Source organism: Clostridia bacterium, assembly GCA_035561135.1.
GTDB lineage: Bacteria > Acidobacteriota > Terriglobia > Terriglobales > Acidobacteriaceae > DATMYA01.
Genome location: DATMYA010000063.1, coordinates 57,329 through 78,667 on the forward strand (window position 1 = coordinate 57,329; position 21,339 = coordinate 78,667).

The window sequence follows — 21,339 nt, forward strand, 5'->3', positions numbered from 1 at the left end:
CATTATGCGGCGGGACGGCCATGGCCGGGCAACATTCTGATAAAATCCGCGGCAACTTCCTCTGCTCGCACGTTCACTAAGAAAACTGATCGCACCGAAACAGGCTTCAGCTTCCGTGAGAGGTTCCTATGTTTCGCAAAACTCGGCTCTTCACTCCGGGCCCGACGCCACTTCTTCCCGCTGCACAGTTCGCGATGGCTGCTGCCGACATGCATCACCGGACGCCCGAATTTCGCGCCTTGTATTCGCGAGTGCTCCAGCAGCTACAAACGTTCATCGGCACGAAGAACGATGTCGTCGCGATTGCTGCTTCTGGAACGGGAGCCATGGAGGCGGCTGTCAGCAACCTGACCAGTCCCGGCGACAAAGTTCTGGTGCTCACGGCAGGCAAGTTCGGCGAACGCTGGGCGTGTCTCGCGAAGGCCTTTCATTGCAGCGTCGAGAGCGTGACCGTGCCTTATGGGAAAACCTTCTCCATCGAAGCCATTCGCGAACGCCTCACGCCCGACCTCCGCGTCGTGTTCATGCAAGCCACGGAAACATCCACTGGCGCGCGCCATTCTGTCTCCAAAGTCGCGGAGCTGCTTCACGGCACAGACACGCTTCTCGTCGTCGATGCCATTACAGGACTTGGCACAACAAACCTGGACCTCGATGGCGACGGCATTGATGTGACTATCGGCGGCTCGCAGAAAGCTCTCATGGTGCCGCCCGGAATGGCCTATCTCGCAGTCAGCGACCGCGCCTGGCGGCGGATGGAAAGTTCGCGGCAGCCTCGCTACTATTTCGATCTCATGAAGGAGCGCAAGTCGGCCGGGAAGGGCGAGTCGTCCTACACTCCTGCGGTTGCGCTCGTTGCCGCGCTAGGTGCGGCGCTCGACTATATCGCTGCTCAGGCCAACGGTGATCTTGCCCAGGGACGCCGTAACCTCGTCGCCAACGCCGAACTCTGCGCGGAAGTTACGCGCTCGGCCGCACAGGCAATTGGGCTGAAACTGTTTGCACCCAGCGCTCCTGCTGCGGCGGTGACCGCCATTCAAGCTCCGCAGGGAATTTCCTCGACTGACATCGTCAGACGCTTCAAATCGCAGTTTGGCGGAATTCTCTCCGATGGTCAGGGTGAGATGAAGGGACAGATTTTCCGTATCGCCCACATCGGGTACCTCGACTTCATGGATACGATCGCCATTATCGCCGGCCTCGAACAAGTGCTGCACGAGTTGATGCCCGGCTCGATCACCCTGGGGGACGGACTGCGCGCCGCGCAGCAGACATACCAGCGCGTCGTCGCAGGACGGGCAGCGGGGGAGGGACGATGAAGATTGTTGTCGCGGAAAAGATTGCCGCCAGCGCCATGGACCTCCTCGCGTCCGTGCCCGGGTGGCAGGTTGTCGGCCCGGGCCAATTCGCGAGTGATCCGCAGGGAAGCATCAGGGATGCGGAAGGCTTGATTGTTCGTTCGGCTGTTAGGGCTGATGCTGCACTGGTGCGACACGCGAACAAACTGCGCGTGATCGGCCGTGCCGGTGTTGGCGTGGACAACATCGACGTAGACGTCGCCACTCGCCGCGGCATCGTTGTGATGAACACGCCGGGCGCAAGCGCTGTTGCCGTTGCAGAACTCACGATTGGCCTGATGCTTTCGCTCGCCCGTCACATCCCGCGCGCAGACCAATCGACACGCGCAGGGAATTGGGACAAGAAGTCGTTTGCGGGCACGGAACTTCTGGGCAAGACGTTGGGCATCGTCGGACTGGGGCGAATTGGAACGGAGGTGTGCAAACGCTCCACTGCGCTCGGCATGAACGTCTGCGGCTCAGACCCGTACGTATCTCCTGCATTCGCAGCCGAGGTTGGCGTTAAGCTCTGCACTCTCGAAGAACTCTATTCACAATCAGACTTCATCTCGCTGCATGTGGCGCTCACACACCAGACCACCGGGATGCTGAATGCTTCCGCCTTCGCCAAAATGAAACGCGGAGTGCGCATCGTGAATTGCGCTCGCGGTGAGCTTGTCGATGAATACGCCCTGGCGGATGCACTTCGCTCTGGCCAAGTCGCGGCAGCCGCCCTGGATGTATTTCCGAAGGAGCCGCCCAAAGTTTCTCCGTTGTTGGCTCTGCCGAGCGTGGTCGCCACTCCTCACATCGGCGCATCAACTCAGGAGGCGCAGGACGCAGTCGGAACCCAGATCGCTTCGCAATTGCGCGATTACCTGATGGATGGCGTCGTCCAGAACGCCGTCAACTCGCCTTCTCTCACCGATCTGGAATACCAGCAATTGAAGCCTTACATCGCGCTCGCACACAGGATGGCGTCGGTCCTCGCGCAATTGTTCGATTCCAATCTGGAGGAAGTGCGTATTCGCTATGAGGGAGCGCTGACCGGCTGGAAAACAGAGCTTCTGCAAAGCTCCGCCGTAGCCGGCATCCTGCAGTACGGCTCGGAGGAGACGGTCAACATCATCAACGCACAGGCAGCCGCCCAGGCACGTGGCGTGCGTGTCGTGGAATCTCGTTCGGACTCAAACACCAAGATGAACACGGTTCAGATCTCACTGCACGGAGCTTCGCTCACGCTGGCCGCCACTGGCACGGTGGTGCACGGAGAATCGCCACGCATCATCGAACTGAATGGAATTGAAATAGAGTCGCCGCTCACCGGGAATTTCATCGTCATTTCAAACCTTGATCGCCCTGGAGTCATCGGCAGGATCGGCACCTTGCTCTCCGATCACGGCATCAATATTGCCCGGTTCTCGCTGGGTCGCGAGTCCGAGGCTGCCGCAGCTGCGAATGCCACTGGTGCACCCCTTAGGCGGAAGGCACTCGCCATCGTGCAAACCGATACCCCGGTCCCCAAGGATGTGCTGAACAATCTAAATAACATAGACGCCGTAATCAGCGTTCACGGCGTCCATGTGTAGTTTTCGCTGTTTTGTTTCGCAGTTCCGGGCCTTGCGGCTCCAGGCTATTTCTGCCGGCTCGTCAATTCGGCGAGGACTTCCTGGCTGTGCTTGCTGGGACTTACATCGGTGAAAACTTTTGCGACCTTGCCGTTCGGATCGATCAGGAATGTATTTCGCGATGCAAACTTCACGACCGCCAAATTCGTCAACGTGCCGTAGGCCTTCGAAACGACGTGCTCCGTATCGGCGAGCAGCTTGAAGTTCAGCCCTTCTTTAACACAGAACTCCTTGTGCGACTTCACGTCATCGAGACTCACACCCAAAATTACCGCGTTCTTCTTTTCGTATGCAAGGCGATCACGCTCGAAGTTGTGAGCTTCGATGGTGCACCCGCCGGTGAAATCCTTTGGATAAAAGTAGAGGACCACCCATTTGCCGCGTAGATCCTTTAGGCTGACCGGGGTTCCGTCCTGCGATTTCAGTGTGAACTCTGGAGCAGTGGAACCTGCTTCCGGGCGTCCGCTCGCGGCGAAGAGAAACAACGGTACCAGCATCATCAGGGCAACAATCACACTCACAATTCGCGCCATCGACCATCTCCTTATTGCGACTGTATAGAGGATGAGGGCAGCGTTGCCTTCGGTTCAAAAAGAGCTCTGGGCACAGGCATTCATCGACGCGTGTATCTATGCGTGCGCAGAAAGTAAAGCGGAGGAGCCCTTGGTGGTGTAACTCCTCCGCGAGTAGCTAGCCCAGGTTAAGCGTCGGGAGATACGTTGGCGCTTTGCGCATCTTCGTCGACTGTTCGTAGGCATAAGCGACCTTGATCAGCACAGGTTCGCTCCAGGCGCGTCCGAAGAAAGAAACTCCTATCGGTAGCCCGAAGATGAATCCCATCGGCACATTGATGTTGGGGTAACCAGCGACGGCGGCCAGACTGGTGCTGCTGCCGGTGAAGTGATCTCCGTTGACCAGATCGGTAGGCCAGGCTGCGTTCCCGGTCGGTGCGACCAGCGCATCCAGTCGATGCTTGTCCATAACTGCGTCGATGCCCTCCTGGCGCGAAAGGCGTCGACAGTCGGCAAGGCTTTTCAGGTAGTCAGGAGTTGTGAGCGGCCCTTTGGCTTCGGCCAGCGCCAGCATTTCCTGTCCGAAGTATCGAAGCTCGCGCTCGCGGTTCTTTTCGTTGAAGTCGATCAACTCCTTCAGCGTGTGGACGGGCGAATTGGAACCAAGGGTTGCGAAGTAGGCATTCAGACCGGCCTTGAACTCGTAGAGCATCACCTCGAGTTCCGCATCATCAAACTTGCCTATTGTTGGAACATCGGCAGGGTCGATGATCTCCGCGCCAGCGCGCTTCATCGCCGTGATCGCCTCTTCGAAAACGAGATCGAGCGGAATGCTGTAACCGGCGTACTTGCGTACCACGCCGATGCGTGCGCCACGCAACCCGCTGGGGTCGAGGAATCGGGTGTAGTCCTGTTCGATCCTGGCCCGCGCAGCTTCCGTGGCATTGTCCGCAGGGTCAACCGCTGCAAGAATGCTCAGGAGTGCGGCGGCATCGGCGACGGTGCGCGTCATGGGTCCGGCGGTGTCCTGCGTGTGAGAAATTGGGATGATGCCGCTGCGCGATAGCAGCCCGACCGTGGGCTTGATGCCGACGATTCCGTTCGAGCACGCCGGTGAGACGATGGAGCCATCCGTCTCCGTGCCCACCGCCAGCGCGCAGAGATTCGCGCTAACCGCCACGGCGGAACCGGAACTCGATCCCGAAGGGTTGCGGTCGAGCACGTAGGGATTACGCGTCTGGCCCCCGCGTCCGCTCCAGCCGCTGGTCGAGCGCGTAGAACGGAAGTTTGCCCATTCGCTGCAATTCGTCTTACCGAGGATCACCGCTCCGGCTTCGCGCAGCCGCGCTACCACAAACGCATCTTTCGGCGGCTTGGAGCCCTGAAGCGCCAAAGATCCGGCGGTGGTTTGCATCTTGTCCGCGCTGGCGATGTTGTCTTTTATAAGGATAGGGATTCCATGCAGAGGGCCGCGAACCTTGTCGGCCCGGCGCTCCTGGTCGCAACGATCGGCGATTGCCAAGGCATCGGGGTTGACCTCGATGACGGAGTTGAGCGAAGGCCCATGGCGGTCGATGGCATCGATGCGCGCGAGGTACTTCTGGGCCAGCGCCCGCGCAGTGTACTTCCCTGAGTCCAGCCCCTTCCGCAAATCATGCAGGCTTATCTCGTCCAGCTCAAAGCTGCCGGGCGTTGTTCTTTGCGCGGTTTGAGCGGATAGCAGTTCGGGAAACACGACAGCACCGGCGGCTCCGGCCACACTGGCTTTCAAAAATGTTCTTCGGCTATCGGCGACAGGAACTGCACCCTTCTCGTTCTTCATCGTCACGTGAGCTCCTTTTCAAACAAGGAAGATTATTCTCTTTGCGCAATCCTAGCTACTTCGGAATTCGCTTCCGCTGCAAAAGTGCGCAGGTGAAGACGGAGTGCATTCGCGACTATAAGAATTTTGCGCGCATTGGCAGTTCCGCAATTAACATTCGATAAAGAAGAGAGTATGCCCCCGCCGTCGGCCGAAGTACCACCACAGTCTTCGGTATCGATGCGCGAGTTGGGATCAACACCGGTAGGCCGCCAAGCGATGGCCGAGTCGAGTAAGCGTGCGCTTGCATTTTCGGCGCAGCACCACAGACAGAAGGGTAGACAGTGCAGAAGGAAGTGAAAGCGCAGTTCATTGATTCAGAACAGATCGACAAAACTCTAGTGCAGTCGCAAGCAGTCGACAACGCTTGCGTGCGCGACATCCTGGCGAAGGCGAAAGAGCTTCATGGGCTGGAGATGGCCGAGGTAGCTGCTTTGTCGGCGGTCACCGATCCGGGCTTAATTGAAGAGATGTTTGCCGCGGCGCGCCAGGTCAAGCAAGAAATCTACGGTTCGCGGCTGGTGCTCTTTGCGCCTCTTTACGTGTCCAACCGTTGCACGAACGAGTGCACCTATTGCGCTTTCCGCGCGCGAAACCAGGAAGTTACGCGCAGGACCCTTACGCAGGATGAGATTGCGGCCGAGATTCGCGTCCTCCTCGAGCAAGGACACAAGCGCGTACTGCTGGTCGCCGGTGAATCGTATCCAGACAAAGAAGGCTTCAACTATGTTTTGAAATCGGTGGACACGATCTACAAAACGACCACCGGGCGCGGCGGAATTCGACGCGTGAACGTCAATGTCGCACCGCTTACTGTTGAGCAGTTCCGGGAACTGAAAGCAGCCGACATCGGTGCATACCAGATCTTCCAGGAAACATACCATCGTGAGACTTATGCGCGCGTGCACGTGGCAGGAATGAAGCGTAACTACGATTGGCGCGTCACGGCAGTGGAGCGGGCGATGGAAGCCGGCATTAGAGATGTTGGCATCGGGCCGCTCTTCGGCCTTGCGGACTGGCGCTATGAACTGCTGGCGCTGATGCAGCATATCCATCATTTGGAGTTGCGTTTCGGCTGTGGTCCGCACACGATCAGCGTGCCGCGACTTGAACCCGCGGTGGGCTCAGAGGTCGCAAGCCATCCGCCACATGCGGTGAGCGATGCCGATTTCCTGAAGATCATCGCTATCCTGCGGCTGGCCGTCCCGTCCACAGGCCTCGTGATGTCCACGCGTGAGTCTGCGGAGATTCGCCGCAAGAGTTACCAGATCGGCATTTCGCAGACATCGGCGGGTAGCCGCACTGACCCGGGCGGATACGAAGAGGTAGAGGGCGACTTTCACAGCAGTCAGTTCCAGGTCGGCGATAACCGTCCGCTGGATGAGGTCGTTCGCGAGGTTGCCGCAATGGGGTTTATACCCTCGTTCTGCACGGCGTGTTACCGCTCGGGACGTACTGGAAAAGACTTCATGGATCTCGCCAAGCCCGGCGCTATCAAGTACAACTGCGAGCCCAATGCGCTCTCCACCTTCCGCGAATACCTGGATGACTACGCCTCGCCTGAAACGCGAGCCGCCGGTGAACAGCTCATCGCGGAACAACTCGCGAAGATGGATGGGCGTCAGCAGCGGATTGTTACGCCGATGTTGGCCCGCGTGAACGGCGGGCAGAGGGACGTTTTCGTGTAGGCACAATTGGTGTGAGCACACAGAGATGGCGCGCGAGGCCGGAATGTCAGCCAGTGCGTTCTCTTCCGAAAGCGCTTGCGGTGAGTCTGTGTCGACCGTTTATTTGCAGGAACAGCAAAAGGGGCGGATCGAATCCGCCCCTTTTCACTTGGAGTTGAAGGAATGTTAGACGGCGGCTGCGGAGCGCTCCATTCGCCGGCGGCGGTTATAGCGCATCGCAATATTCATGTAGATGTTTCCTGCAGGCGTCTCGAAGTACATCACGAGCGCTTCTGTATCCTCGCTGCTCTTGATGCCGTGTTCCGCCGTGTGAAGCTCTGGCGGGTGAATCTTAAACTGAAAGCCCTGGTCGTTCAGCGAAGTAATTGCGTTCCCGATAACGAGGTTGGCGAGTTCGCATACGGTTTCACGCACCATCTCGTCGGTTTCGGCGACTTCCATGCCGGCGAGCGCGCTGGCAACGCGCGCGGCGGTGGGCGGCTCGATGTCGAAAATGACGCGGCCCTCAATGTCGCCACTCACGTTGACGATGGCGGCCATGCCTTTGCGGCGGTAGGCTTCCTCGTCCATGCTGACGTCGCCGATGCGGGTGTTGCAGTGCAACGTCTCAGCCATGACGGCGTCGGCGGCATTGATGAAGGGTTGAATCAATTCCATCTTCATTTAGCATCCCCCGCTCCGGCGGTGCTGGGAACGAGCGTAGTTGCGTCCTCACCCAGCACGTATTTTATGACCTCGTAGAGCACCTCTGGCTTCACAGGCTTTTGAACGAAGTGGCGAGCACCCTTCTGCAAGGCAGCGACTATGTTCTCCTGGTAGCCGACGCTGGAGACCATGACGACGCGCGCGTCAGGATGCTGTCGCACAATGCGTTCGGCGGCCTCGATGCCTTCCATCTGCGGCATCGTGATATCCATGAGCACCATGTCTGGCTTGGTGCGGTCGTACTCAGTGATGGCGGTGCAGCCGTCTCCGGCTTCGCCCGCAACCTGTCCGCCGAATGTTTCGATCATGCGGGTCAGGTTCTTGCGTGCGAATATGGAGTCGTCGACAACCAGGTAACGGACTGGCTGGCGGTCTTTGCTGCGGACCAGAGCCGGAAATTGATCCATACAAGTTTCCTCACATCATTCGGTACGGGGAACCGTACCAGAATCTTGAAATTGCCTGTTTGCGATCACGGCGGTGCGCACGCGTTCGGCCACGCACTGAGCCTGTAATGTATTTGCGAGCGCGTCCAGCGGAACGACGCGCATGGCGTATCCGCGCTCGATTGCGGCCCTGGGCATTCCGAACACCACGCAGGATTCCTCGTTCTGCGCAATGGTCATGCCGCCGGAAGCCTTCACGACACCCAGGCCATCAGCGCCGTCTTCTCCCATGCCGGTCATCAGCACGGCAATCGAGTCGTGCGAGAATTCGTTGGCTACAGAACGGAACAACACGTCGACGGAAGGCCTGTGACCGTTGGTCCTGGGCTCGTCCGAGAGCACAACAATGTCGCCCAAGGGCATGCGACGAACCTTGATGTGGCGATTGCCAGGGCAGATCAGTGCGCGTCCGGCGAGTAGCAGGTCTCCGGATTGCGCTTCCTTCACGTCAATGGCGCAGCACTCGTCGAGGCGGCGCGCGAACAGCTCCGTAAAGCCTTCCGGCATGTGCTGCACAATCACGATGGAGGCGGGAAAGTCGCCGGGAAGCTGCGCCAGCAGGTACTGGAGTGCATTCGGGCCGCCGGTGGAAATGCCTATCGCGACCAGCTTGTTGGCCTGACCGCGCTTGACCGGCCCGGTGCGTTTGGTAATCCTGGGAGCAGGGATCTCTAATTCGTGACCGTGCGCCGCGATCTTAGTGCCAGCCGCGGCTTTGATCTTGCCGATGAGTTCGCCAGCGATGTCATCCATGCGCGCGGAGAGCACGTCGCGAGGTTTTGCTACAAAGTCGAAAGCACCCGAAGCGAGAGCCTTGAACGTGGTGGCGGCGCCCTGCGTGGTGTGCGCGCTGACGACGATGACAGGCAGGCGGAACTTGCGCATGATCTCGCGCAAGGTTTCCATGCCATCCATGCGCGGCATTTCCAAATCCAGCGTAATAACGTGTGGCTTGAGTTCCGCGATCTTCTTGAGGGCGAACGCGCCATCCATGGCCGTTCCGACCACGTGGATAGAGCTGTCGCGCTCGATGATCTGCGGAATCAACTTCCGCATCAGCGCCGAATCATCAACAACTAAAACCCGCACCGCTTCTGTCATGCCGAGGCCCCCACAGTGCGTGCCGTGCCAGACTGCACAGCAGCGCGGCCAAGGCGTTCGACCACGGCCGCAATATTCAGGATAAGCACAACCGTACCATCGCCAAGTATGGAGGCGCCGCTGACCAGGTCCGTGTTGACCAGGTTGTCGTCGAGAGCTTTGATAACCAATTCTTCTTCGCCGACAAGCCGGTCCACGATGAGACCAAATTTTCGGTCTGCCATGGCGACTACGATGATGAATGCGCGCTTGCCTTTGGTTGCGCCGTGCGCTTTGACAAGTTGGCGGAGACGCACAAGGGTGACGACTTCTTCCCGCAGTTGCAGCACTTCGTGGTTGTCCACGATGTGGATCTCGGCCTCGCTGGCGCGCGCGATTTCCAGCACGGAACCGAGCGGGATTGCGTATAGGCGGTCGGCTACGCGGAAGAGCAGGGCTTTGATAATGGCGAGCGTCAGCGGCAGCTTCAGGCGAAACGTGGTGCCCTCGCCCAAAACGGTATGGATCGCCACCGAACCTTTCAGGCGCTCCATCACACCTTTGACGATATCCATGCCGACGCCGCGTCCGGAGATTTCCGTGACCTGTTCGGCCGTGCTGAGACCGGCGTGGAAGATGAGATTCAGAGCTTCGGCTTCGTTGAGACGCGCTGCATCTTCCTGCTTCAGCAGGCCGCGTTCGAGTGCTTTAGCAACAACCTTGCCGCGATCGATACCGCGCCCATCGTCTGAAATTTCGATGATGACCTGGTTGCCCTGATGATGCGCGTTGAGACGAATGGTTCCTTGTGCGGGCTTGCCGAGCGCGACGCGCTCTTCGGGCGATTCGATACCGTGATCGACGGCGTTGCGCACCAGGTGCGTCATCGGCTCTGCCAGGGAGTCGAGAATGCTCTTGTCGAGATCGGTCGTCTCGCCTTCGAGAACGAGCGTTACGTCCTTGTTCTGCTGCTTGGAAACGTCGCGAACTACGCGAGGGAAGCGGCGGAACAGTTGCTCGACGGGTACCATGCGGATCTTCATCACCGAGCGCTGCAACTTGTTGAGCACTTGCGCCTGGAAAGACATGGCGTCGGAGAACTTGGCGCGCAGAGGATCTTTTGGAAAGCGCTTTCCGAACTCTGTGAACGTCTGGTGCAGCATCGACTTGCCGATGATGAGTTCCCCAACGAGGTCGAGGACGACGTCGATGCGGTCGGCATCCACGCGAAGGATGTTTTCAATGGCCGCGAGTTGCTTTTCGGCAGCGTGCTTGTCTGTGGCTGTTCTTTCAGTCTCACCGCCACGGAGGGGTGAGGGGACGGCTTGCGCCGGAGCGTCTGAGAGGATGCCGAGCAAGTCGTCTGTGGCGAGTTCTGGGTCCGTAGAAACTTCGGGTTCCACGACGGGCGCAGGCGCCTGCGCGTTTGCGTAAGGCTCAACGTGCACGCGCGAGACGACACTGGGAATCCTGGCTTTTTTAGCGATCCAATCCTGCTCGTGATGGCTCGCTAGAGCAAGTTCGATGACCTCCACGCTGACGTCGGCGCTACCTTCCTCTGGGTGCATGACCACGAGCGTGCCGACTTCCTGCATGACATTGCGGATGAGCTGCAAGGCGGCGGCACGCATCGGGCATTGCGGGTCCACGGCGATGGCAACGTTGTACACATTCTGACCACGCACGGCGTGTTGCGAGATGAGCAGGCTTTCATACTCGGTCCAGGCGAAGCTCGGCGCGAAGACTTCGGCTGTGGCTTCCGACTGAGGAGCGATGACGCGATGGATCATCTCGCGCAGCGAATTGCCAGCGGGCGGCTGCATGTCTCCCCTATAGGCGGAGAGCATGGCATCGAAAATGTCTGCCGCGCTGAGAACGAGCTCGGCGAGGCTGGCCCCCGCTTTGGTGGCGAGTTCGGGCGTGAGCACATCTTCGAGCTCGTGCGCGAGTTCGCTGAGTTCGCGATAGCCACATGCGGCAGAGTCACCCTTGAGGGTGTGAACAGTGCGCCTGATATTCCTGACGGCTTCCGGGTCGGACGGGTGCTTCTCCAGTTCAAGACCCTCTTCGTTGAGCGCCTGCAGAAGTTCCTGCGCACTCTCGAAAAAGATGTTGCGGAGTTCGTTCGCCCGATCGTCGGAGAAGAAGTTCACGGGTTTGCCACCTCTATGCGTTGGTAGGCTGTGCCGTTGTTCAGGTGAATCATGCGGAACTTATCGGTAAGGCCGAAGAGGCTCTCGGCATGTCCAACGAACAGGTACCCCTCGGAATTGAGACAACGCCAGAACTTGCTGATGAGACGCTTCTGCTCCGCTTCGTCGAAATAAATCATGACATTGCGGCAGAAGATAATGTCGTTGCGCTGCGGAAGGAACTCGGTTTTCAGATTGTGAAAATCGAAATGAACCATGTCCTTGACGCTGCTTTTGATGGCGTAGCGATCGCCGATCTTGTCGAAATAACGCAGGCGATAGGTGTAGTCCACTGGTTCGAGCTGATGCTCAGGATAGGTGCCCTCCTGCGCCGTACGCAGTACTGAATAATTTATGTCCGACGCAAGAATCTCAACCCGCCACGGGGGAGGGATGAGCGGTTTGGGCGACGGCATATCGAACGGAAGCGGATTGCGCAGGTAGTAGTAAGCCAGCGCGTCGGCAACGAGCATTGCCAGCGTGTAAGGCTCCTGACCGGTGGAGCAGCCTGCGCTCCATATGCGAATTGACCAGTCGCGGCGCTCCTGCTTGCGACGCAGAAGTTCTTCGAATGTAGTCTTGTGAAAGAGATCGAGCTGGGGCTTGTTGCGGAAAAAGCTAGTTTCGTTGACCGTGAGGTTCTCGACGAGCACGTTGAGTTCGGGCTTGCCCTCGCGGCTGGTGAGCAACCGGTAATAGCTGTAGAACGAGTCCAGGCCGCAGGCTTTGACGCGCCGCTGAAGGCGATCCTGCAGAAAATGGTTGCGGCGCTCATCGAAGTACATGCCGCACTCCTGGTAGATGAGCGTCTGCAGCAATTTCAGTTCGGCCTCGGTCAGATTGAGGGAAACGGATGGTGTGGCCATTCTCGCTATACCAGCCTCTGGAATCGGGTGATGGGGTAATCGGTTGTTGATCTCAAGATCACTTGGTCTTACCCGGTTCCTTGTCATGCGGGCAACCACCCGCGCAGCAATACTCGTTAAGCCTCGGCAGTCTGGGCCGCAGCCATTTCTCCGATACGGCGCAACTCTCCACGTTGAAGGATTTTCGTGAGATCGATCAGGATGATGAGGCGGCCACGCAGCTTGCCAACTCCGGTCACGTAGTTCAGTTCGCCTTCCTCGAAGACGTTGGGTGGCGGTTCGACGTCGGCTGGCGGGATCTTGAGAACCTCGCTGGCGGCGTCAACGATGAGGCCGACCATCTTTCCTTCTATCTCAGAGACGATGATGCGGTTCTTCTTGCCGGCAACGATCTCGCGCTCTCCGAAGCGCTTGCGGAGGTCGATGATGGAAATGATCTTGCCGCGAAGATTGATGACGCCCTCGATGTAGTCCGGCGAGTCTGGCACGGACGTGATCTCGGGCACGCGCACGATTTCATGCACGAGCGCGATAGGCACGCCAAAAACCTCGCGCCCAACGCGGAACCCGACGATGTGAAGGTCTTTCGCCATAAGCGCCTCGTTAGCCCCGTGCGGCGAGGGCGTACTTGCTTCCCGCCAGTTGGTGGTGCTCGTCCTCGGCGCGGCGATTTGCAGCACCGCGGGCACCGGCAGCGTCAATGACGAAACGGTCCATGTTGTCGAGCATGGAGCGAGCCATCTTGGACATCTGTTCGGCCGAAGCCGCCAGTTCGGTAGCGCCGGAGGTGGACTGCTGCACCATCTCGCGCATGCGTTCCATGGCTCGGGCAACAGCCTGGGCGCCACCTGCCTGCTCTTCCACCGAAGAGCTGATCTCGTGCGTGATTTCGTTCAGGCGCGTGGTGGCTCTCGCGATCTGCGATGAACCGTGCGACTGCTCGTTCGTTGCCGCGCCAATTTCCTGCGCGAACTTGTAGACCTCGGTAACGACGTTGGAAATCTTCTTTAGCGCCATGCTGAGGTCGTTGCCGAGCGTGAGGCCTTCGTTGACGATACCCGTGCTGCGGTCCATGTTTTCGACCGCCTTGCGAGCTTCTTTTTGAATGCTCTGGATAAGCTCGGAAATTTCCTTCGTGGATTGCGCGGACTTCTCGGCGAGCTTGCGAACTTCATCGGCTACGACGGCGAAGCCGAGGCCGTGTTCACCGGCGCGCGCAGCTTCAATGGCTGCGTTAAGCGCCAGGAGATTCGTCTGCTCGGAGATGTCGTCGATTACCTCGATGATCTTTCCAATGTCGTCGGCGCGTTGGCCTAGGGCGGCGATGATCTCAGCTGAGGAGCCGATCGTGACATTGATACGGCTGAGACCGTCGGTCGTCTTCTGCATCGTTCCGATACCGCTCTGCACTTCTTCGCGCGAACGGTTGGAGATGTCGAGCAGGACCTTGGCAGTGTCGGCAACGCGCTGGATACTGGCGACCATTTGATCGATGGAGGCGGAAGTCTCGCTGACACTGGACCCCTGCACCTGCGTGTTCTTCACCATGTTCTGCACGTTGACGGACATCTCGTGCATGGTGCTGGTGACTTCATCGATAGCGGATGAAGATTGGACGCTGATTTTGGCCGATTCGTCGCTGGCGTCGGCCACCTGGTTGGAGCCGGCGGCAACCTGCGAGGCCGCATCGCGAACGGCGCGCACCAGGGTGCGCAGGCCATGGGTCATGTTTCCGAAAGCGATGGCGAGAGTGTCGCGCTTGGAGCGCGGTTCGACTTCCACCGTGAGATCGCCACCGGCGATGGCTTCCGATACGGCTGCCATTTCCTTCAGATAAGCGACCATGTTGGCGAAGGTGCGCGCCAGTTCGCCGATCTCATCGGTACGATTAATATCAATGTTGTGGTCGAGGTCGCCGGAGTCGCCGATCTCACGTGCCACACCGATGAGGTGCGACAACGGATCTGTGATCGAGATAGCCGTCCTGTAGGCGATCGCGATGCCTACCCCAAGAGCGATGAGCGTTCCAAGGATCGACACCAGCGTCGTGACAAGGCCGGCCGTTTCGTCGGATTTGCGACGCTCTTCCAGTTGACGCGAGCTGTCGCGATCGACCTGATCGAGAACTTCGGTGGAGTTACGCACCCAGGTCGTGGGATCCATCTGAAGGTACGAAATCTGGAGATCCGCGACGGTAGCGTTCCCGGAATCAACTTCCTTGCGCTTCTCCATCATCTTGGCGGCGAACGATGCGTTCCAGTCGCGCTCCAGGGCCTCGAGCTTGTTGAGCGCCGCCTTCTGCTCCGCCGATAACGCGCGGTCCTGTGCAACGCGCAGATACTCGCCAAGTTTGCCGACACCCTCGCGCAATTTGTCTACTTCGCGGGTGTCGCCGCTGAGCAGGTAGTTCCCCAGCGTGAGGCGGTTTTGCATCACCTGGAAGCGCACATTCTCCGTTGCGCTGGCCAGTTCGGCCGAATGTGTGGCCGCCGCTTTCGCGGAGCGCTCGCGCTGCATGGCCGTCATGCTCACGATAAAGAGCAGGAACATGATTCCAAGAATGAGGCCGAAGTTGATGAGAAGCTTTTTGCGAATCGTCATTTTGCTATTGCCTCCGCTACCCGCCACGTCCCTCGTGCGGTCCTGCCGGCGATCGATCAAGAGAGTCGATTCGCCTTATCGTTCACGCTTAGCTTGGGGCGAAATTGAATTCCACCACGATCGTCGTTTCTTCCGACGACGGTTCGTACTTCCACCTCTTCAGGGCCTCTTCGGCAGCACCGACGAGTAGCGGATGTCCGCCAATCAGCTTCGTGGTCCTTACCTGGCCGCTGGGTGCAATCACAGCCTGGAACTTGACTGTTCCGGAGATTCTGGACCTGCGCGCCAGTTCCGGGTAGCTCGGATTGATCCTGGTCTTTACCTTTCGACCACTTTCCTGCGCCATGCCGTTTTTTGGAGTCGCGATGACAAAAGCCGAAATGAGAGCGAGTGTGGATAGGAAGCAGATTACGACGACCCTCCACTTACGCATAACTTGCACGGTCCCTCCTTACGAATACGGATACAGAGAATGCCGCGAGGATTAGTGCAAGGGGAGTGCCACCCAGAAGTGGTCAACGACTTTCGTAACATTTAGGTGAAAGCCATTGTAAGCTAAGGTATTTAGGATGGAGCAGGTAGAGGAAAGCGCGAATTGAGAGAACTGTCTCCGCAGATAGTTTGTCTCACGGCGAGTGTTGCCGGGTCAATTTCGTTTCAAGTTGAGAAATGAGACTGTTGACTGCAACTCTACCTGTGCGCCTTTTGACTTGACTCAAAATGAGAATCGGCAATACCTTCATCTTCTCTCAATCTCAAGGATGCGGCACGACCTGGCATGGATAAGTTGCAGAGTTCTGCGAAACCTGGACTTTCTTCGATCCAGGACGAACCATTTCAGCGTTTGCTGCTGGCGCTATCTGCGGCCGCGGCCGATGGCGACGACTTCGTTTCTCTCGTGCAGCTTTTCCTTCGGCTTACGCGAGAATTCTTCGCGGTGGATGGCGCATTCTGCTGGCAACGGGCCGGCGATGAGCTAATCGCGTTAATGGGCGACGGTTTGTACGCCGAGCGTTTTGCCGGATGTCGCTTAAAGATGAGCGATCGGGCCGTTGCAGTGGACGCCATCCGCTCACGCAAAACCAAGTTTGAGAACGGACTCAGGTCGCGCGCCGAAGTCAATTTTAATAACCGATTCCCTGCGGATTCGGTTCTCGCGGCCCCCTTGGCGGCTTCTGGGCAGGTGGTTGGGGCGGTCGTCTTCATCCGCGCTGCAGCTGGTAAACCGTTCGACGAGGACTCGGCGGAGAAAGCAACGATCCTGGCGTCGCAGTTGGGGCTTTTCATCGAAGCCTCGCGACTGACTCGCGCCTCGCGCGAAGAGCGACGGCGGGCAGAAGTCCTCGTGCAGTGCGCTCAATCCTTGCACTCCGTGCTGGATGCCGAGGCAATTCGCGCTGAACTGACGCAGAAAGTGTGCGAACTGCTGCGGGCGCGCCTTGTAGTGCTTCTAGCCAGAGAGGGCGAAGCGCTCGTATTGCGTTCTGTTGTTGCGGAAGACGCGACGCTGGCGGAAGCAGTCCGTGCACAACACGCCAAGGGCGGCTGCAAATTCGCAGAGTCGCTGGCGGAGATGGCCACAGGGAGCGAACAACCGCTGATTGTCTCTCTTGCCGACGCCAATCTGAGTGATGTACCGGAGCCGCTTGCGACGGGCCAAATGCTGATCGCACAGCTTCGCGGCGCCAATAGCGAGTGTGCTCTGTTGGTGTACTGCGGTCCTGAGCATGTATTTGATGTGCAGGAACTGTCGTTGGTGCGGGCCATCGCGGGCTTTGGCGTGATGGCGCTGAACAACGCGGAACTGTTTGCGAAGACGCATGAGCAGGCGCGCGAGGTGCAACAACTCCTCGATATCTCGTCGGAGTTGGGTAGCATCGGGCAACTCGACAAGTTCCTGGAACGCTTCGTCATTCGCGCGGTCGAGTTTCTCGGTTTTGAGCGCTCATTCATCGCGCTAGTGGAAGGCAAGCATTGCCATGTGCGCTGGGTAGCCGAGAAGGGAACGGCGCGTCCCATGGTCGTCGAAGTGCCAGAGGTTCTGCAACAGCACGTGCTGGTTACAAAGGAAACCTTCTGGGCGGATGACGCTGCGCACGTGAAGGTTGCTGATGCCGGGTTTCTGGCACGGTTTGAATTGAAACAAGGCATCGCGGCACCGTTGCTTGGTTCGGACGGCCGCGCCCTCGGCATACTGGGAGTGCTCGACCGCCGCGATGGAAGAGGTGTTTCGCCGGAAGATATCCGCCGCGCGAAGGCGCTGGCCGCCGAAGTCGCCGTAGTGCTGGAGGCGACGCAGAACCTGCACCTTTCGAAGCAGCACCAGGGCCGGGCAGAAAACTTGATGAGCCTGGCGCTGGAAATGAGTTCTTCGATACAGATGCCGGAATTAGTGCAGAGCTTCACGCATCGCGCGGCGGACATGCTGGGCGCGCCTGCGGCGGCTTTGGCGCTGATGCGCGGTTCTGTACTGGAAACCGTCTGTCTGCACAATACCCAGTCGAGCGGCGACAAATCACTCGTGCGCAGATTGAACCTGGCGCTGACGGATGTGGCGGCGCACCAGAAAAGAGATATTAGTAGCGGGAGTGCATCGGAAGTGCTGGGCCGGACTCTCGCCGAGGGACTCGGATGGCGAGACGTAGTTGTGGCAAGGCTCACCAGCGCCGAGGGTGATCTGATTGGCGTGCTTTGCATCGCGAATCGCCCCGGCGAACTGGAGAAAGCGGACCGCAACCTTCTGCAGGCGCTGGCCGGTCACGCTTCGGTCGCGCTGGAGAATTCGCGCCTGTTCACGCGCATTGCGCAATCGAATAGCCAGTGGCTCGAGATCTTCGATGCCATCTCGGATTTCATCGTGGTGCACGACCAGGGCAACAGGGTGCTGCGCATCAATCGCAGCATGGCCGAATTTATCGGCGTGCGTCCGCCGGAGTTGATCGGCGTGAGCATGAGAGCGCTGATGGAACTGGCGCAGGAGACAGGTCCGGAGCCATGTCCGTTTTGCCGCAGCGAAGGCAGCAGCGACGAGTTCATCCATCCGGTGCTGGAGCGCACGTACCTGGTTTCCACCTCAACAATTCGCGGCGCGCTCGACGACGGCAAGCAGACCATCCATGTGCTGAAGGACATCTCCGACCGGCGTGAGGCCGAGCGCCGATACCGCGAGTTGTTCGACAACATACAGGAAGGGTTGTTCTTCTCAACCCCGGACGGCCGGTTCATCGAAGTGAACGATGCGCTGGTTCGGATGATCGGCTACGACAGCCGCGAAGAGTTGCTGCAGGTGGATATCGCCAATCAGCTTTATCTATCGCCCGACCAGCGGTTGATGTTCCGCCAGGCGATTGAGGCAGCCGGAACTCTGCGCAACTTCCAGGAGACGCTGCGGCGCAAGGACGGCTCCATCATCTATACGCTGCAGAACGCTTTTGCCGTGCGCGATGCCCAGGGATCGATCGTGCAGTATCGCGGCCTGATGCTCGACATTACGGAACTAAAGACGTTTCAGGCCGAGTTGCAACGCCAGCGCGACTTCAACGAAAAAATCCTGAACAACACGCAAAGCGTCATCGTGGTGGCGGATACCGCAGGGCTCATCAGCTACGCGAACCGGCGCTGCTACGAAGGCGGTGGCTACACGGCAGGCGAACTGGTTGGGCGTCCGCTGGTCGAGCTGGTTGCACCAGTGCGGCGGCAGGCAGCCCTGGATGCCTTAGCGCAGACGCTGGAAGGCCTGCAAGTGGACAATCTCGATCTGCCGATTTCGCAGTCGCATGGTGAGATCTCGCATTTCTCCGTCAACCTGAGTCCCATGCGAGACGAGCAGGGGCAGGTGACTTCGATCGTAGTAGTGATGACGGACATCACCGACGCCGCTATCCTGCAAGCCAAGCTGATGCACACAGAGAAGATGGCGGCCGTTGGACAGCTGGTTTCCGGCGTAGCGCACGAAGTGAATAACCCCTTGACGGCGATTCTGGGATTCGCGGACCTGCTTGCCGGCCAGCCCGATATGTCGGACGCCGCGAAGCAGGATTTGAGCGTCATCATCCAGGAAGCGCAGCGCACGAAGTTGATTGTGCAGAACCTGTTGAGCTTCGCGCGACAGATGCCGCCACAGCGCGAACCGGTTCAGGTGAACTCAATCCTGCACAAGACTCTGCGATTGCGCGCCTATGACTTTGCAAACCATGGCGTCGAGGTGTCGGAGCGGATTGAGTCTCCGATGCCGGACATCGTGGGCGATTCGCACCAGTTGCAGCAAGTCTTCCTGAATATTCTGAACAATGCTTACGACGCTGTGCGCGACACCGGAAGACCCGGACGAATCGAGATCGGGACGCGAACGAACGAGGGCTTTGCCGAGGTGACGTTCAGCGACAACGGCGAGGGCATCGCGGCGCCCGACCGCATTTTCGATCCATTCTTCACGACCAAAGAGGTAGGCAAGGGAACCGGGTTGGGCCTGAGTATCTGCTACGGCATCGTGCGAGAGCACGGTGGCGAGATTACGTGCCGGAACCGTCTTGATGGCGCGGGGGCAACATTCACGGTAAGGCTGCCGCTTGCAATACGGGCAATGTCCGCGGGGAGAGCGCAATGAGTTCGGCGACAGCGCAGTGCGTGCCAATTCTGGTAATTGAAGATGAACCTTCAGTGATGGCCTATGTGCGTGCGGCGCTGGAACGCAACGGATACGCGGTGGCTCCGGCGACCTCGGCGGTGCAGGCCTTGGAGATGCTGAACACCGGTACCTTTTCCGGCGTGATTTCCGATATGCGTACGCCGGGCGGCAAGGACGGCGCTGACGTCTTCTCGTGGCTGGAGTTGAACCGTCCGGAGATGGCGCGCAAGTTGATCTTCATCACCGGAGACACGGTGAATGAGGAAACGGCTGCGACGCTGCGGCGCACCGGAGCGCCCTATCTGGAAAAACCGTTTCGCGTGCAGCAACTCATTGAAGTGGTGGAACGAACGATTGGAAAGACAACAAAATGACCGAGGACTTCCGAGTACAGTTCCTGATCGTGGACGACCAGCAGAGCATAAGGAAGCTGTGCGTAACGATTGGCGCGAGCCTTGGCTTCCTATGTGATGAAGCGGAGAGCGCAGAAGCGGCGCTGGCCTTTTTAGAGACGAATTCGCCGGACATCATTCTTGTGGACCTGCGCATGGCGGAAATGTCTGGGCTGGAGTTTCTGGCCACCGTGAAGAAAATGCTGCCGCGCACGGAAGTCGCCATCATGACCGGGTATGGGTCGATCGAAAGCGCCGTCCAGGCCATGAAACTCGGCGCATACGACTACATCACGAAACCATTTCGAGTTGAAGAGTTAAAGCTGACGCTTCAACGAATGTCTGAAAAGGTCCGGTTGGTCGCGGAGAACGAATTTCTGCGTGAACGCTTCAAGACCGAAACCGAACTGCATGGCATTGTAGGCTCGTCGGCAAAGATACAGGACGTGCTTCGTATGGTTGCGCGCCTGAAAGATACCCGCACGCCGGTGCTGATCACGGGCGAGAGCGGGACAGGGAAGGAGCTGGTAGCGCGAGCAATTCACTTCCGCGGATCGTTCGCAAAGCGCCCGTTTGTTGCCGTGGACTGCGGCTCGCTGGTGCCGACGCTGATCGAGAGCGAATTGTTCGGCTACGAAAAGGGCGCATTTACGGGCGCTAATCGAGCGAAAGAAGGATTGTTCGAGACGGCTAACAATGGAACGATTTTTCTGGATGAAATCGGCGAGTTACCAATGGAGATGCAGGCGAAGTTGCTGCGTGTCTTGCAGGAGAAAGAGATCCGGCCTGTTGGCAGCAATCGTAACGTGAAGGTGGACGTGCGGGTGATCGCCGCCACGAATCGCGATCTGGAATCTTCGTACAAGAACGGCACTTTCCGTAAGGATCTTTACTTCCGCTTAAACGTAGTAACCGTGCACCTGCCGTCCTTAAGAGAGCGGAAGTCGGATATCGCTATGCTTCTGCACTGGTTCCTCGACCGGTATTCATCCGACACGCAGATAGCGATAACGAATGAAGCGATGAAGTGCCTTCTGCAATACGACTGGCCCGGCAATGTGCGTGAACTTGAGAACTGCATCGAGCGGGCAATTGCCCTGGGCAATCGAAAGGAAATCGACATTGCCGATTTGCCGCCCTCAATCCGCTCGGTTCAGGCGGCTGCTTTGGAGTCGGCGAGTGGTACACAGACGTTCAGTTCGACAGACCTGGAAGACATTGAACGCATCACCATCCAGCGCGTCTTCGACCAGGTGAACGGCGACAAGGAGATGGCGGGCAGGCTGCTCGGCATCAGCCGTGCCACGCTGTATCGCAAGATCAAGCGCTACAACATCCAGACAAAGCCGCGAACGATGATGTCGGCAGCGGTGAGTGCGGGCTGCGCGTAGCAGCGGATGTTCC

16 protein-coding genes are annotated in these 21,339 nt (G+C 58.6%); 6 read left to right on the plus strand and 10 right to left on the minus strand.

The genetic code is table 11. The features are described 5' to 3' along the window. The first annotated feature begins 128 nt into the window (after window positions 1–128). Both VN622_13825 and serA read left to right on the plus strand, forming a co-directional pair. Window positions 129–1,319: an alanine--glyoxylate aminotransferase family protein gene (locus tag VN622_13825; GenBank protein HWR36935.1), complete on the plus strand. Its 1,191-nt coding sequence runs from the start codon at window positions 129–131 to the stop codon at window positions 1,317–1,319. After that, window positions 1,316–2,926, plus strand: a complete 1,611-nt coding sequence (gene serA, locus VN622_13830) for a phosphoglycerate dehydrogenase (GenBank protein ID HWR36936.1) — start codon at window positions 1,316–1,318, stop codon at window positions 2,924–2,926. The genes VN622_13825 and serA overlap by 4 nt, the downstream gene beginning before the upstream one ends. A 44-nt stretch (window positions 2,927–2,970) precedes the next feature. Here the strand turns inward: serA and VN622_13835 are convergent, their stop codons facing one another. Further along, on the minus strand, window positions 2,971–3,498 hold the full coding sequence (locus VN622_13835) for a peroxiredoxin (GenBank protein HWR36937.1): 528 nt from the start codon (window positions 3,496–3,498) through the stop codon (window positions 2,971–2,973). Between the two features lie 157 nt (window positions 3,499–3,655). Continuing rightward, entirely contained in the window at window positions 3,656–5,299 is a 1,644-nt protein-coding gene (locus VN622_13840; GenBank protein ID HWR36938.1) for an amidase, read from the minus strand. A gap of 323 nt (window positions 5,300–5,622) precedes the next feature. Between VN622_13840 and hydG the strand changes: the two genes are divergently transcribed. Then, entirely contained in the window at window positions 5,623–7,026 is a 1,404-nt protein-coding gene (hydG, locus tag VN622_13845) for a [FeFe] hydrogenase H-cluster radical SAM maturase HydG (protein HWR36939.1), read from the plus strand. A 165-nt stretch (window positions 7,027–7,191) separates the two neighbouring features. Here hydG and VN622_13850 read toward each other — a convergent pair whose 3' ends face one another. The 8 genes from VN622_13850 to VN622_13885 all read right to left on the minus strand — a co-directional run bounded on the left by VN622_13850 (window position 7,192) and on the right by VN622_13885 (window position 15,349). Continuing rightward, entirely contained in the window at window positions 7,192–7,689 is a 498-nt protein-coding gene (locus tag VN622_13850) for a chemotaxis protein CheX (GenBank protein HWR36940.1), read from the minus strand. Further along, on the minus strand, window positions 7,686–8,138 hold the full coding sequence (locus tag VN622_13855) for a response regulator (GenBank protein ID HWR36941.1): 453 nt from the start codon (window positions 8,136–8,138) through the stop codon (window positions 7,686–7,688). Before VN622_13855 ends, VN622_13850 begins: the two co-directional genes overlap by 4 nt. 15 nt (window positions 8,139–8,153) lie before the next feature. Further along, entirely contained in the window at window positions 8,154–9,278 is a 1,125-nt protein-coding gene (locus tag VN622_13860; GenBank protein HWR36942.1) for a chemotaxis response regulator protein-glutamate methylesterase, read from the minus strand. Further along, on the minus strand, window positions 9,275–11,410 hold the full coding sequence (locus tag VN622_13865) for a chemotaxis protein CheA (protein ID HWR36943.1): 2,136 nt from the start codon (window positions 11,408–11,410) through the stop codon (window positions 9,275–9,277). The genes VN622_13860 and VN622_13865 overlap by 4 nt, the downstream gene beginning before the upstream one ends. Then, on the minus strand, window positions 11,407–12,315 hold the full coding sequence (locus VN622_13870; GenBank protein ID HWR36944.1) for a CheR family methyltransferase: 909 nt from the start codon (window positions 12,313–12,315) through the stop codon (window positions 11,407–11,409). The genes VN622_13865 and VN622_13870 overlap by 4 nt, the downstream gene beginning before the upstream one ends. 116 nt (window positions 12,316–12,431) lie before the next feature. Beyond that, window positions 12,432–12,908, minus strand: a complete 477-nt coding sequence (locus VN622_13875) for a chemotaxis protein CheW (GenBank protein HWR36945.1) — start codon at window positions 12,906–12,908, stop codon at window positions 12,432–12,434. Window positions 12,909–12,918: 10 nt separating this feature from the next. Then, entirely contained in the window at window positions 12,919–14,916 is a 1,998-nt protein-coding gene (locus tag VN622_13880) for a methyl-accepting chemotaxis protein (GenBank protein ID HWR36946.1), read from the minus strand. An 88-nt stretch (window positions 14,917–15,004) separates the two neighbouring features. Further along, entirely contained in the window at window positions 15,005–15,349 is a 345-nt protein-coding gene (locus tag VN622_13885) for an energy transducer TonB (GenBank protein ID HWR36947.1), read from the minus strand. A gap of 345 nt (window positions 15,350–15,694) precedes the next feature. Between VN622_13885 and VN622_13890 the strand changes: the two genes are divergently transcribed. The 3 genes from VN622_13890 to VN622_13900 are packed head-to-tail and all read left to right on the plus strand — an operon-like array spanning window position 15,695 to window position 21,326. Beyond that, window positions 15,695–19,522, plus strand: coding sequence for a PAS domain S-box protein (locus VN622_13890; GenBank protein HWR36948.1), 3,828 nt, complete (start codon window positions 15,695–15,697; stop codon window positions 19,520–19,522). After that, complete coding sequence (locus VN622_13895; GenBank protein ID HWR36949.1) at window positions 19,519–19,917, plus strand: response regulator; 399 nt, start codon at window positions 19,519–19,521, stop codon at window positions 19,915–19,917. The genes VN622_13890 and VN622_13895 overlap by 4 nt, the downstream gene beginning before the upstream one ends. After that, a complete protein-coding gene (locus VN622_13900) occupies window positions 19,914–21,326 on the plus strand; it encodes a sigma-54 dependent transcriptional regulator (GenBank protein HWR36950.1) in 1,413 nt (470 codons plus the stop codon). Before VN622_13895 ends, VN622_13900 begins: the two co-directional genes overlap by 4 nt. Window positions 21,327–21,339 lie beyond the last annotated feature (13 nt).

Coding starts and splice junctions, on each gene's coding strand:
- VN622_13890 (HWR36948.1), top strand. CDS start 15,695: ATGGATAAGTTGCAGAGTTCTGCGAAACCTGGACTTTCTTCGATCCAG.
- VN622_13870 (HWR36944.1), bottom strand. CDS start 12,315: ATGGCCACACCATCCGTTTCCCTCAATCTGACCGAGGCCGAACTGAAA.
- VN622_13860 (HWR36942.1), bottom strand. CDS start 9,278: ATGACAGAAGCGGTGCGGGTTTTAGTTGTTGATGATTCGGCGCTGATG.
- serA (HWR36936.1), top strand. CDS start 1,316: ATGAAGATTGTTGTCGCGGAAAAGATTGCCGCCAGCGCCATGGACCTC.
- VN622_13850 (HWR36940.1), bottom strand. CDS start 7,689: ATGAAGATGGAATTGATTCAACCCTTCATCAATGCCGCCGACGCCGTC.
- VN622_13900 (HWR36950.1), top strand. CDS start 19,914: ATGACCGAGGACTTCCGAGTACAGTTCCTGATCGTGGACGACCAGCAG.
- VN622_13825 (HWR36935.1), top strand. CDS start 129: ATGTTTCGCAAAACTCGGCTCTTCACTCCGGGCCCGACGCCACTTCTT.
- VN622_13895 (HWR36949.1), top strand. CDS start 19,519: ATGAGTTCGGCGACAGCGCAGTGCGTGCCAATTCTGGTAATTGAAGAT.
- VN622_13875 (HWR36945.1), bottom strand. CDS start 12,908: ATGGCGAAAGACCTTCACATCGTCGGGTTCCGCGTTGGGCGCGAGGTT.
- VN622_13880 (HWR36946.1), bottom strand. CDS start 14,916: ATGACGATTCGCAAAAAGCTTCTCATCAACTTCGGCCTCATTCTTGGA.
- VN622_13885 (HWR36947.1), bottom strand. CDS start 15,349: ATGCGTAAGTGGAGGGTCGTCGTAATCTGCTTCCTATCCACACTCGCT.
- VN622_13840 (HWR36938.1), bottom strand. CDS start 5,299: ATGAAGAACGAGAAGGGTGCAGTTCCTGTCGCCGATAGCCGAAGAACA.
- VN622_13855 (HWR36941.1), bottom strand. CDS start 8,138: ATGGATCAATTTCCGGCTCTGGTCCGCAGCAAAGACCGCCAGCCAGTC.
- VN622_13835 (HWR36937.1), bottom strand. CDS start 3,498: ATGGCGCGAATTGTGAGTGTGATTGTTGCCCTGATGATGCTGGTACCG.